This window comes from Vibrio sp. McD22-P3, assembly GCF_021568915.1.
GTDB classification, from domain to species: Bacteria; Pseudomonadota; Gammaproteobacteria; order Enterobacterales; family Vibrionaceae; genus Vibrio; species Vibrio mediterranei.
This window is the reverse complement of the sequence record NZ_JAKGTN010000003.1, coordinates 145164-158587: the sequence shown is the minus strand read 5'-3', so window position 1 is coordinate 158587 and position 13424 is coordinate 145164. Positions and strand designations below refer to the sequence as shown.

The following is a 13424-nucleotide window of genomic DNA, read 5'->3' as shown; positions in this document are numbered from 1 at the left end:
TGCGCACGATTCCAATTGGAATGGGCTAGATATCGTTGTAAGCAAGGTATGGCGATGAATACCGCCACTCCTTCTTCTAACCACTCTAAACATACACTACTGAGTGTTACGTTGTGCGCTCTGGTAGGCCTTATATGGGCATTGGTACCCCACCCTATTGTGGGTCTGGCTATCGGACTAATTCCAATCGCTATATTGGTTGTTTTGAGTCAGACCTTTTGGTTGGTAACGCTATTTATCGTATTTTCTTTTTTCCGAATTCATGAAGTTTTTCCCGCACTCTATCCATTGAAAATTCCGTTAATGCTCTCGGCTGCCGCCCTGTCCGCGTTACTTTGGCATACCTTAATTAGTGGAAAAATACAGCTTTACTGGCATCCGGTTTACCGATGGCTATTTATATTTTGGGGGATTGTCATTATAGGAGTCGTGTTTGCCGCGAATAGAAGCGTTGCCATCGCGATGTTTAGTGGCACTTACGTCAAAATAATTATCATGACATTGGCCGTGTCATGGTTGATTACCTCTCCCAAAGAGCTATCACGTTTTTCATTTCTGATTGTTATTTCGGGACTTGTTGTAGGTTGTGTTGCACTCTATAACTCCGTTAATGGTATTGGTTTAGTCGAAGGCTCAAGGGTCACTATTGGTCGAAGTTTCGGCTCTATGCTTGGCGACCCAAATGATCTTGCCTTAGTGCTGCTGTTTCCTCTTGCATTTACTGTCGCCACTATGACGACGAAAGGAATCGGGTGGTCATTTCGAGCCCTATCGCTCCTAACTTCTGCGGTTCTGTTTTTTGCAATTGTCGCAACTCAAAGCCGAGGAGGATTGTTAGGGTCACTTGCGGTGCTAGGGTTCTACGCTTGGCGCATCATTCCATCAAAGACTCTATTTGCCTTTTTAGGTGTTATCGGTGCTATTGCGCTCTACTCATTAGCTGGCATATCCGGACGAGCCTCTGGAGGAGCTGCGGAAGAAGGCATTGATGAATCTGCAATGGGCAGGATCTATGCGTGGGAAGCTGCCTATAAAATGGCACTAGACAACCCTGTCTTAGGTGTTGGACTGGATAACTTTTACTATAACTATTTCTTCTACAGTCCTCATTGGGATGGATTAAACCACGCTGTTCACAGTACTTGGTTTGGTGTGTTAGCCGAGACTGGCTTTATTGGGCTTATTGTTTTCTTACTTTTCATTTATCAGCTTTTGAAGTGTGCTAGGCAAACGCTCACTTTCATAGATGGTAGAGCGGATATCCCACCTTATCTGCGCTCAATGGCACTGGCGGTATACAGTGGCCTTATAGGCACCTTTGTATCCGGTACTTTTCTCACTCAAGGCTTCGTATGGCCGATTTATATTCTCGCTGCACTGACCATCGCAGTGTCACAAATTGCTTCGCAATTTGAGAAGTGCGAAAGCCCAGAACATAAGTAGACGACAACCCTTTGATTAATATAACTATAATTATTGGCGCATTTCTTGATACCCCTTCTAGTATCCTAAAATCTACGACTCAGAATAATGAGAAGGAATGTCAAAATGAATACTACTTCGTCATTCGATTTCAAAAATTGGCTTCGGTCTCATCCAAATCCCAAAATGAGAAACCTTTTTGTCATTTTGAAAAGAGCGCGTGCGACAGGCATTCCCACGCCATCGTTTTATAACAAAGCGCTCTATGCGTTATTAACTATTTTGCGAAATGGAATCGAAACACTATCTCGACTACTTGTATACACGCCTGCATTTAAAGGGCGCGTATCGAAATGTGGTCACTCACTCTATCTTTACAGCGGATTGCCACTTGTCACTGGTCCCCTGAAAATTGCATTAGGCAATGACTGCCGAGTGTCAGGACACACCACTTTTAGCGCTCGAACTACACCTCACCCTAACCCTGCAATACATCCAGAACTTATCGTCGGTAGCAATGTTGATATAGGTTGGCAGGTCACTATCGCTGTTGCCGAAAAAGTTGAAATTCAAGACAACGTGAGAATCGCGGGACGTTGTCAATTATTTGGTTACTCAGGACATCCGCTCAATGCACGCCAAAGAGCAGAAGGTGCACCCGATGAAGATCATCGCATTGGAAGCATTGTCCTAGAGCAAGACGTTTGGCTAGCGACAGGAGTAACCGTGCAAACTGGCGTGACAATTGGACAGGGAACCATCGTCGCTGCAGGTAGCGTCGTGACTAACGATTTACCCGCCAATGTTATCGCCGCTGGATGCCCAGCGAAAGTCGTTAGACATATCGATCAGACGATATAGCGTTAATTGGCCGTTACTGAATAACAAGGATTATGTTATGAGAGATTTGATTGTATTCGGAGAAGACTACGGTGCCTTGCCTTCTAGCACTCAGCATCTCGTCAAGCGCCTTGCCAGTCAGCGGAAAGTACTCTGGATAAATTCCATTGGTTTACGTCAACCCAAGTTTACTAAACACGATGCGGTCCGAGCACTAAACAAGCTACTCCGACGTGATAAGTCCAAACAACTGAAACTCGAATCCGAGCCAGTACCAGAGACTATTACTATTGTAAACCTGATGACGATTCCAGCGCCTCGTTCAACATGGTCTAGAAAGCTGGCAGCAGCCTTGATGGAGTCACAGTTGGTTCCCGTTATTAAAAGACTAAAACTCAACAATCCCATTATTTGGAGTTCATTACCCACCGCTGCTGACGTCTGCCAACGATTAGGTAATCTACCTATTGTCTACTACTGCGGTGACGATTTTGGAGCGCTCGCAGGAGTTGATCATGACACGGTATTGCAGCATGAACGTCATTTGGTTCAAGAGGCTGATATGGTCATTACGGCAAGCGAAAAGCTTCTGAGAAAATTCCCGGAAAGGAAAACTCGCTTGCTAACTCATGGTGTGGATTGTCAGCGCTTCTCCCAGCCTACCAAGCGCGCCAATGACTTACCAAACAGAGGACGTCCAATTGCTGGCTTCTATGGCAGTCTTTCTAGTTGGCTAGATTATGATCTCCTTAATCAGGTGATAAGTGCCATGCCGCATTGGGATTTCGTATTTATTGGTCAACTCGAACTAGAACAGTTTCCAATTGTACAGGCCGACAACGTCTTTTATCTGGGACCCAAGCCTCATGCGCAACTCGCATGTTACAGCCAGCACTGGACCGTCAGTTTGCTGCCATTCGTCTTAAACGCACAAATTAGTGCGTGCAACCCTCTTAAGCTGAAAGAGTATTTAGCCGCAAGAAGACCGGTTATTACTACCGAATTTCCGGCACTTAAGCCCTACCGTGAACATGTCATCGTGATTCAAAATGTTGGCGAAATGATAAAAGCGCTTGAGTCAGCGGCAAAGCAATCGACTAAGCTTCCTGAAGGTCTAGTCGACAGCGAGAGCTGGGAACAAAGAACTCAAGTACTAGAGCGCTATTTGGAGGCCTTATGAGTGAGCTAAAGCTGAGGCTTTTAGCTATCTTAACGGCAGCGTGGAGGCGTCGTTATGCGATAGCAATGCCAATCTTGATCATGCCGTTTGTCGCTTATGCTATTGGCGTCTTGACTCCTCTGAAATATAAATCGCATACCAGCATGCTGATTCAAGAAACCGCCAAAATGAATCCGTTCCTTGAAGATATTGCCGTCTCGACCATGCTCAAAGATCGTCTGTCAGCACTTAAAACTCTCCTCAACAGCCGACACGTGCTGTTGTCAGTTGCAAGTGACCTAAGCCTTATTAATGACTCCATGACCGCATCTCAAAAAGATCAAATTATCGCTGAGCTTTCTGCCAACCTAACCGTTACTCAATTAGGCAAAGACTTCATAAAAATTGAACACTCCTCATCCTCACCAGAGGGCATGAAGGCGCTGCTAGAATCAGTAAGTGTTCACTTTGTCGAAGAACTTTTGGCACCTGAACGCTCATCGATCAGAGATTCCAGTGAATTTCTGACTATCCATATTAAGAAACGCAAACAAGAGCTAGAAAACGCCGAACAAGCGTTAGCCGATTATTACAACCAACACTCTTCAGCGACACCTGAAATGCAAAATGAGAATCTGAGCCGACTAGCCTCGCTTAAGCAAACTTTGGCGGAAAAACAAGCTGAGCTATCTGGCGTAGAACAAAGCCTAGGCTCGCTTGATCAGCAACTCTCCAAAACCAACCCGATAGTCGGCAAATTGGAAGAACAGATCATTGAAACTCGAAGCGCGTTAACCTTACTTAAAGCAAAATACACTGATACCCACAGTGCCGTGCAGGCCAAACTTAGAGAACTTAGTAGGCTAGAGAAAGAGCGCAACCAATTACTTCAGTCTGAGCAACCCGAACTCAACAGCGACCAACTGTGGGATATTGCCAGTGTGACTTCAGTTAGCGATGTAGGCGATATTCAGCCACTTCTAATTACCCAGCTTCACAGCCTCCAACTTGTTCGAGGTCGGTACGAATCACTCAAGCAAGAGACTAATAGCTTGCAGTCTATGATTGATGAGCTCACCGTCAACGCCCAAAGTTACGGTAGTAATGCCAAACAATTATTGAAGCTACAACGTGATGTCAGTCTTAAAAGACAACTCTACGATGAACTAGTGGAACGTTACGAAATGGCACAATTGACCGGTTCACTAGGTGTGTTTGAGCAAAATAAACGAGTCAAAATCATCGATCTCCCTTATACACCCAGTTCACCAACGAATTTCACGCCAACCGTATTTGCGGCTGTTGGTGTTATCGCTGGTCTTGTTCTGGGCATAGGTATGGCAATTGTTCTTGAGCTCTTTGATACAACTATACGCCGTAGGGATCAACTCACTCAAATATCCGGTGTGCCTTTGATTACTGCGATTCCTAAGATTACCGCCGAATGATATTCAGAATGAATGTCATATCAGGAAAGCCATATGTTTTGAGCTTAACTACATGTTTTTATTTACTTACTAACTTGGCACAACCCGTGCAACGTTAGATTAACAATGCAACGCCTATGCAAGGAGCAAATTATGGCAAGCTCACCCCTTATTCCAAAACACAACTCTGGTAGCACATACAAGGTCGTACACGTTGTTCAACACCTCGCTCCTGGAGGACTTGAAACAATGGTTCTTGAACTGTTTAAACAAGCGAAAGAAGATGAAAGAGTATTCATCATCAGTTTGGAAGGGGAGCTTGAACAAGCAATTAAACATTGGCCACAACTTATCAAATATCGCTCACATCTGTTCTTTCTCGGCAAAAAGCCCGGTTCCCAAATTACTCTGCTTCGAGTGATGTATCGACTACTTAAGGTACTAAAGCCTCAAGTTGTCCACACTCATCATATTGGCCCTCTAATCTATGGTGGCATTGCAGCGAGACTCAACCGAGTCCCAGCACGAATTCATACCGAGCACGATATGTGGCACTTAACCGATGCAAAACGTCAAAAGGTAGAAAATCTCGCACTCAAGGTGGTTAACCCGATCTTAGTGGCTGATGCGCAAAAAGTTCAGCAGCAGCTTTCTCAGCTATTCCCTTATACCACGCCGACTGTAATTAAAAATGGAGTGGACTGTAACCGATTCGTACCTGCGAATCAGGCTGGAGCAAGGCGTATCCTTGGTTTGCCAGCCAAAGTTACCCTCATTGGCACCGCTGGTCGTTTAGAACCTGTTAAAGCACAAGCGACTTTGATCAAATCCATTGCACGACTTTCGAACGATATCCACCTCGCTATTGCAGGTATAGGTTCCCTTGAGCAAGAGCTCAAAGACCTTGCCAAAGCTTTGAAAGTTGAGGACAGGGTTCACTTTCTTGGATTAGTAAACGATATGCCTTCGTTTTACCAATCGCTTGATCTGTTCTGTCTCCCTTCAGTGTGTGAGGGATTTCCACTTTCGCCCCTTGAAGCACAAGCGTGCAACGTTCCAGTTGTGGTTACGGATGTTGGTGCGGCAAAGGAAACTCTATGCCCTTTATCTGGTGTGACAACGAAATCGAACCGAGTGTTTTCATTGGTGCAAGCTTTAGAGAACGCATTAAAAACACGTCACCTATTCTGTCCACGAGACTTTGTTGTCGAGAATAATGATGTACGTTCAATGAGCGAAGCCTATCGAAATCTTGTGTTCAAGGCTTAACTCTTGGCTAGTCAAGATTAATTATAGAAAGGACATAATATGGAAGTAGTATTAATTGGAATATTCATTCTAAGCGCATTTTTCATAGTGTATCACCATGCTGGATATCCAGTGATTCTCCGCTGGTGGGCTAATCGACATCCAATAATCACAAGTGGTGCAATACCAAGAGGCTATCGTTGCGTTCGTAGAGATCGTGTACTACCGACGGTTACCATTATCATACCTGCCTATAATGAAGAGCAGTGGATAGCGGATAAAGTCAGAAATTGCGCATCGTTAGACTATCCAAGAGATAAGCTGAAAATTGTGATTATTGATGACGGCAGTGAAGACAGCACTCTTAATATCGCTGAGTCAACAATACAAGAGGCCATATGCGCGGATACCCATTTTGAAATTATCAATCAGCAAGATAATACTGGGAAAGTTGCGATCCTTAACCGATACATTCCGAAAGTCGACAGTGATATTACTTGCATTTCAGATGTTTCAGCAATTATCTCCGTAGATGCCCTTCTAATTGCCAGTGAGTTCTTCAAAGATCAGAACATCGGTGTCGTAAACTCAACCTATCAGCTGCTTCATGCCGGTCAAACCGGAGAGTCAGACTACTGGCAATACCAAAACAACATCAAATATCGTGAATCCACTATGGGGTCTACGATTGGTGCACATGGAGCGCTGTATTTCATACGTACACCGCTATTTGAATTGTTACCGGACAATACAATCAACGATGACTTCATCATTCCGATGAGGATTGTTCGCCATCACTATCAAGCCGCATACGCACCTAATATGAATGCCATCGAGCAAGAACCCACTGAATCAGTCCAAGACTTTCGGCGACGATTACGTATCTCAGCGGGCAACATGCAACAGGTAATCATGTTGTTTGATCTATTCTCGCCGCAATATGGCCGGACTGCATTTACCTTTTTCTCGGGCAAAGGACTACGCCTATTTACACCATACTTAATGATTACATGCTTGATTTCGTCACTTTGGTTGGCGCAAACAAACGCTATCTTCTTGGTACTGTTTTATTCGCAGGTAGCCGTTTACGTTATTGCCGCAATAGCGAACTACTGCCCACCTCTTCAAAAACTGCGACTCATTCGTTTAATCACATACTTAATCGTTGGCCACACTGCTAACTTGATTGGTGGGCTTCGTTACTTATTTGGACTTGAAAATGGAAAATGGCAGCGTCTCGCGCGCTAGGAGGATAATTATGACTAACTATGAAAGACGCTCAATTCACTTCTCAAAACGAATTTTCGATATTGTAGGTGCTAGTGTTGGCATGATCATCCTTGCAATCACTTTTCTACCTGTAGCGCTAGCAATTAAATTTACCTCGAGAGGACCCATATTTTATAAGCAGCTCAGAGTAGGGAAATGGACTCCTGAAAGAATGGATTTCATTTATGTACTCAAGTATCGTTCAATGTATGTGGATGCCGAATCCCATTCAGGCGCAACATGGGCGACAGAAGACGATCCGCGAATCACACCTGTAGGCCGCTTTCTTCGCAAAACCCGACTTGATGAACTCCCGCAGTTTATTAATGTACTCAAAGGCGATATGTCGCTCATAGGGCCAAGACCAGAACGCCCTGACTTCTATAACAAGCTTGAGAATGACATTCCATTCTTTGTAGAACGAACTTACGACGTCCTGCCCGGTATCACTGGACTAGCACAAGTTAATCAAGGTTATGATACGTGCATTGAAGATGTGAGAAGTAAGGTTGGTTACGACCACAGTTATGCCTTGTCACTGTCGTCATTTAAGACTTGGCTGTCCACTGACATTCATATTGTCTTTAGAACTCTAAAAATCATGGTTGATGGACGCGGCAGGTAAGTCTGAGACAAAAAAAGTCCGGCCTATTGGCTGGACTTTTTCGCGGTAAAGATAAAAGTCAGCCCTAGGAGGATAAAACCGATCCCGGACAACTTCACCCAACTAAATGTCTCATTTAGCCACGGTAAAGTCACTGCTAGCAAGTAGACAATCACATAGCTCAAACTAAGCAAAGGATACGCAACCCCAAGGGGTAAGTGCTTTAAAGCCATTACCCAACACGCCATAGACAGTGCATAGCATCCTAGGCCGATGCCAACACCAAATAAAGCTGACCACACATGTACTAGCAGCTCAAGCAATTGATCCTGTTCAAACAAAACAACAATGCTGTCCCATTGCGATGCAATCCCTCCCATTCCCCATTTCATAGAGAGCTGAGCAGTAGATATTAGCAGGACACTCACTAGTGCAATTGGCAAGCCGGTTTTAAGATCTTTCGCTACCATCAACCAGCTCCTCCAATAATCCCAACGCCGATCATTATGCACATTACACCAAGCCATTGCTTGGGCAGAATGACTTCACCAAAGGCAAATTTAGAAACCAATAACATGATAACGAAATTAACGCTTAGTAACGGGTAAGCAACTGATACGTCCCACTGACTCAGTACACCCAACCAAGTTAAGGCACTGGTTCCCAAGAAGACAATTCCAAGAAGCATAGGAAAGCTCAATAGCTTCCCTACTGCGGACAGCTGCGGGTTTTCTTCAAAATACATAGCTGCTCGCTTTTGCCAATATTGGCTAAGCGAGCTTGCGACGACTGAAAGTACAAACAGCAGTACTGTCATTACTGGGCATCTTTTTGATTAAAGATCAGCGCATGATAACGGCCACGATCAACGTGATCATCTGGTTCAGGGAAACCTTCTGGCAACGGCGGTAGGTCTCTAAAGTGTAAGAGCACTGGACCCGTCAACTGTTTCTCTTTGATAAAGTCATCTAACTGATTCCACTCAATGTAGCGATGCTTCGAGTCATCATATTTCAGACCATAATCCACTTCGCCCATTGCCTTGGTAAGATAAACATCGCTGCGCTTCAAGTACCAGTTCAATGCTGACATCGTATCCGGGTAGTCAGCGATAAGAACCATATCATCGGTGACTTTTGGTGCTAGCTGCTCCATGAAACGCGCTGGCATTTTTGAATCAATCGTCGTGTTTGGAACAACGGTAGAGAACAGCGCGAAAAGAGCCAAAGGCGATACCATATACGCAACAAACTTGTGTTCGAACGCTTTGGCTTTTGCTGCATAGAAAGCACAGCTAGCCCAAAATCCTAGTATGAACAACGCAATCCAAGGACGATAAGATTCAGACTCATCCAAAGGTAGCTTACCCATAAAGAACATCACCATTAATGTAATAGCAACCGTTGCAAAGAATAAACCATTAATAATCGAACCTATTGTTAGGCCTTTCGCTTTAGTGTTATAGGCTTTGATAATGCCATGGGTCAATAGAATCGCAATTGGAGCCATGCAAGGTAAGATATACGTCGCCAGTTTTCCACTTGCATAGGAGAACAACAAAAATGGCATTACCGCCCAGAGAATAGAGTAGCGAATAAGTGGCTTTGAAAACTCACCCTTTAACTGAACAAGAGCAGACGGAGCCCAAAATACCCAAGGTAGAGTTCCTAAGAATAGGAACGGTACATAATACCATATCGGCGCAGCGTGCTGCGCATCTTCAGCAGAGAAACGATGGATATGCTCTTCCCAGAAGAAGTAATTCCAATAATCTGGTTCAGCTGCATGTATAGCTAGAGACCATGGCAAACAAGTGATAAGCGCAACAAACATCACCCACCAGCCCCATCTTAATATCTCTAGGAACTGCTTTTGTATAATCATGTAAGGTATAACGACAATAACCGGTAACGCTAGCGCTAAAAAGCCTTTCGTCAAAACAGCACAACCACAGAAGAACCCTGCTAAGCCATAGTGTAACCATCGCTGTTTCGTAGAGGTCGCTTCCGTTGCAAAATAGAAGGCTGCATAACAAGCAGTAAGCCAGAATGCCAACATGCCATCGAGTACGCTATAAGTACCGATTGCTGCCACCATAAACATGCTAAGAAACACACCTGCGGTTAGCCAACCTTGACGGCGATCTGTCATTCTGCCAACGAGAGAAACTAAAAATAGTGCAGAACCAAACATAGCAAGTGCCGACGCAATTCTCACAGCAAAATTGGTGTCACCAAAAATAACTTGTGCAATGGCGTTAAACCAATAACCCATGATCGGCTTTTCGAAGTAACGTAAGTCGTTAAAGGTAGGAACTATCCAGTTACCGGAAGCCACCATCTCGCGAGAGATCTCTCCGTAGCGTAGCTCATCTGGTGACCACAGTGGGCGCAGATCAAGCGGTAGTATGTATAACGCAATAAAGAAAAGCGGTATCCACACCGCCCAGTTAATTCGTGATTGTTGCATTCTTCATCCAATTGAATAAAAGCCCATGACATCATGGGCTTATACTAGTTTCAAATCTACATGCAGCGACATTTAAGGCGTAAAAGCGACTACAATCCCATGCGTTCTACAAATGACGCTTGGTGTGTTAGCCACCCTTCTCGCCCTTCCATTTCGATGTTTTTTATTGCATCACTTGGAAGTGGCGATTCTGCCCCTTCAAGCAGATCTATCATGGGTACGAATTCTATATTCTGTTGCTTAGCTCTGACAATCAAATCTTCAAACATTTCAGCACAAACAATACCTTCTACTTCCGCGTGGATTGTATAAACATTCAAACCATCGCGCTTAATAAGCTTAAGAATAGCATCATTGTAGTTGCTGTTGTCGACACCATCTTGCCCGACAAGCTCGTCATAGGTAGGCAAGGTCACTGGGATTTGAGGTGCCATTCCTTCGCCTGGAGAAAAGATAGAATCGCCGCGGCAATCGCTATTGTACTTAAATGGGAAAGCATCTTTCTCAATAAGCGTTTGATCAGTACAGCGCCAGCCAGCTACTGCACTACAAGGCAGATCTCTACCAGTAATATCCTTCAGCATGTTATAGCCTTTGGAAATCTCACTACGCAGCTCTTCCGGTGACATGGTATCGGTTTTCATCTGCCACTTGTGGTGGTCCCAAGCATGCAAACCAATTTCATGACCAGCTTTATCAGCCGCCTCAATAATTGGACGAAGTTTTTTGCCAATCACAGGACCTGGCCAGATAGTGCCACGAATTAAAATATCGTAACCGTAAAGACTAGCGGCCTTAGAGCGAAGCATCTTCTTCAGAAATGCGGGACGCAAAAGGCGCCATATATGGCGCCCCATGTTATCAGGTCCAACAGTAAAGAAGAATGAAGCCTTCACTCCGTGCTTCTCGAAAATTTCGAGTAGCTTAGGTACACCAAGTTTGGTGCCTCTAAAAGTGTCTACATCGATACGAAGACCGACTTTAGTGACTTCATTCTGTTCCATTACTTCTCTTCTGCTACTGCACCTTTAAGGAAGAAATCTAGAGTCTCTTCGATTGTGTCGTTCATGTGAACTTTTGGTTCCCAATCAAGCAGCTTCTTCGCGTTTGCGATGCTTGGTTTACGGTGTTGAACGTCTTGGTAGCCGTCACCGTAGAACGCTTTGCTTTCTACTAGGTTGTAGCCAGCAAATGGAGGGAACTGATCACGCAGTGGGTGGTTCTCAAACTTCTCAACCAATGTCTCAGCAAGCTCTTTGATGCTCGCTTCGTTTTCTGGTGCACCGATGTTGATGATTTGACCGTCACACAGACCTTCTTTGTTCTCGATGATGCGGAATAGCGCTTCAATCGCTTCAGAGATGTCAGTGAAACAACGCTTCTGTTCACCACCGTCGATAAGCTTGATCGGCGTACCTTCAACTAGGTTTAGGATAAGTTGAGTGATCGCGCGGCTAGAACCGATACGTGCAGAGTTCAAGCTATCTAGACGTGGGCCCATCCAGTTGAACGGACGGAATAGCGTGAACTTAAGGCCATCTTTCTTACCGTAAGCCCAGATAACACGGTCAAGTAGCTGCTTAGATACTGAGTAGATCCAACGCTGACGGTTAATAGGACCAACGATCAGTGGTGAAGTATCTTCGTTGAACTCAGGATCCGTCGACATACCGTAAACTTCAGAAGTCGATGGGAAGATAATGCGCTTGTTGTACTTCACACACGCACGAACGATCTTCAGGTTCTCTTCAAAGTCGAGTTCGAATACGCGAAGTGGGTTACGCGTGTATTCGATTGGTGTTGCGATAGCCACTAGTGGAAGAATGATGTCACACTTCTTAACGTGGTACTCGATCCACTCGTTGTGGATAGTGATATCACCTTCAACGAAGTGGAAATCTGGGTGGCTTAGGTGCTCTTCGATTTGATTCGAGTTCATGTCCATTGCATAAACTTCGTAACCACCGTCGTCTAGAAGACGCTTAGTTAGGTGAGTACCGATGAAGCCGTTAGCACCGAGGATAAGTACTTTTTGACGCTTCTTAGCGTTAATAAGTGCACTTGCTTGAGGACCAAAGCGCATGCCTTCAACAAGGTGAAGCTCAGCAGCTAGCTGCTCACCACCTAGGTATAGACCGTTTTCTGCTTCACCAGATTTAACAATCAGTGAACCTTGAGCACAAGCGATCGTTAATGGTGTAGTAGAAACGATAGTACCAGGAGTTACATCAAATGTTTTGTCGCTTGCTTCCGCGCTCCAAATAGTCAGCTTACGCTCACCAAGGAAAGTGAATGCGCCTGGGAACGGTTCTGTTACCGCGCGAACTAGGTTAAATACGGTACGAGAATCGTTAGACCATTTAATCTCACCGTCAGCAGGAGTACGACGGCCAAAGTAAGTTGCTTTGCTCTCGTCCTGAGCCGTTGTTTTGAATGAACCATCTACGATAGTTGGAAGCACTTTGCTCAGTAGATCGCTAGATGCTGTGTTCATACGCTTATGAAGCGTTTCTGCCGTATCAGCGTCAGTGATAGCAATTTTTTCTTGACCAACGATATCGCCAGCATCCGCTTTCTGAACCATTTGGTGCAGCGTTACACCAGTTTCAGTTTCGCCGTTAACTAATGCCCAGTTGATTGGTGCACGACCGCGGTATGTTGGAAGCAAAGAGCCATGTAGGTTGAAACCACCTTTAGGAGCGATATCTAGCACTTCTTGGCTGATCATATTGCGATAGTAGAAAGAGAACAGTGCATCTGGCTTCATCGCACGGATTTTCTCAACCCATAGTGGGTGGTTCACGTCTTCAGGTGCGTAAACTGGAATACCGTTCTTTGCTGCAAGTTTCGCTACAGAGTCAAAAAACACGTTCTCGTTGCTGTCATCAACATGAGTAAATACTGCTTCGATTTCTACACCCGCGTCTAGCAAGCTACGAATACCAGTACAACCGATATTGTGGTAGGCAAACACTACTACTTTCAT

Annotated in this window: 12 protein-coding genes; 7 read left to right on the top strand and 5 right to left on the bottom strand. The window is 44.8% G+C overall.

Annotated features, from left to right (window positions below; all coding sequences use genetic code 11):
• Nucleotides 1-54: 54 nt before the first annotated feature.
• The 7 genes from L2W36_RS04650 (at nt 55) to L2W36_RS04620 (ending at nt 7990) form a co-directional block, all read left to right on the top strand.
• Nucleotides 55-1443, top strand: a complete 1389-nt coding sequence (locus L2W36_RS04650; protein ID WP_236109445.1) for an O-antigen ligase family protein — start codon at nt 55-57, stop codon at nt 1441-1443.
• 105 nt (nt 1444-1548) lie between these two features.
• Nucleotides 1549-2283: an acyltransferase gene (locus L2W36_RS04645; RefSeq protein WP_198558040.1), complete on the top strand. Its 735-nt coding sequence runs from the start codon at nt 1549-1551 to the stop codon at nt 2281-2283.
• Between the two features lie 37 nt (nt 2284-2320).
• The gene (locus L2W36_RS04640) at nt 2321-3442 is read left to right on the top strand and encodes a glycosyltransferase family 1 protein (RefSeq protein ID WP_236109444.1); all 1122 of its coding nucleotides are present in this window, start codon (nt 2321-2323) and stop codon (nt 3440-3442) included.
• Complete coding sequence (locus tag L2W36_RS04635; protein WP_006074399.1) at nt 3439-4869, top strand: GumC family protein; 1431 nt, start codon at nt 3439-3441, stop codon at nt 4867-4869. Before L2W36_RS04640 ends, L2W36_RS04635 begins: the two co-directional genes overlap by 4 nt.
• Before the next feature lie 132 nt (nt 4870-5001).
• A complete protein-coding gene (locus L2W36_RS04630; RefSeq protein ID WP_236109443.1) occupies nt 5002-6117 on the top strand; it encodes a glycosyltransferase in 1116 nt (371 codons plus the stop codon).
• A gap of 39 nt (nt 6118-6156) precedes the next feature.
• Entirely contained in the window at nt 6157-7344 is a 1188-nt protein-coding gene (locus tag L2W36_RS04625; RefSeq protein ID WP_236109442.1) for a glycosyltransferase family 2 protein, read from the top strand.
• A 10-nt stretch (nt 7345-7354) separates the two neighbouring features.
• Nucleotides 7355-7990, top strand: a complete 636-nt coding sequence (locus L2W36_RS04620) for a sugar transferase (protein ID WP_236109441.1) — start codon at nt 7355-7357, stop codon at nt 7988-7990.
• A gap of 23 nt (nt 7991-8013) precedes the next feature.
• On the opposite strand, the gene arnF is transcribed toward L2W36_RS04620, so the two are convergent.
• The 5 genes from arnF to arnA form a co-directional block, all read right to left on the bottom strand.
• Nucleotides 8014-8439, bottom strand: coding sequence for a 4-amino-4-deoxy-L-arabinose-phosphoundecaprenol flippase subunit ArnF (gene arnF / locus L2W36_RS04615; protein WP_236109440.1), 426 nt, complete (start codon nt 8437-8439; stop codon nt 8014-8016).
• A complete protein-coding gene (locus L2W36_RS04610) occupies nt 8439-8786 on the bottom strand; it encodes an EamA family transporter (protein ID WP_124939968.1) in 348 nt (115 codons plus the stop codon). The genes arnF and L2W36_RS04610 overlap by 1 nt, the downstream gene beginning before the upstream one ends.
• On the bottom strand, nt 8786-10438 hold the full coding sequence (gene arnT, locus L2W36_RS04605; RefSeq protein ID WP_236109439.1) for a lipid IV(A) 4-amino-4-deoxy-L-arabinosyltransferase: 1653 nt from the start codon (nt 10436-10438) through the stop codon (nt 8786-8788). Before arnT ends, L2W36_RS04610 begins: the two co-directional genes overlap by 1 nt.
• An 89-nt stretch (nt 10439-10527) precedes the next feature.
• Complete coding sequence (gene arnD / locus L2W36_RS04600; RefSeq protein ID WP_006074392.1) at nt 10528-11442, bottom strand: 4-deoxy-4-formamido-L-arabinose-phosphoundecaprenol deformylase; 915 nt, start codon at nt 11440-11442, stop codon at nt 10528-10530.
• Nucleotides 11442-13424: a bifunctional UDP-4-amino-4-deoxy-L-arabinose formyltransferase/UDP-glucuronic acid oxidase ArnA gene (arnA, locus tag L2W36_RS04595; RefSeq protein WP_198558046.1), complete on the bottom strand. Its 1983-nt coding sequence runs from the start codon at nt 13422-13424 to the stop codon at nt 11442-11444. Before arnA ends, arnD begins: the two co-directional genes overlap by 1 nt.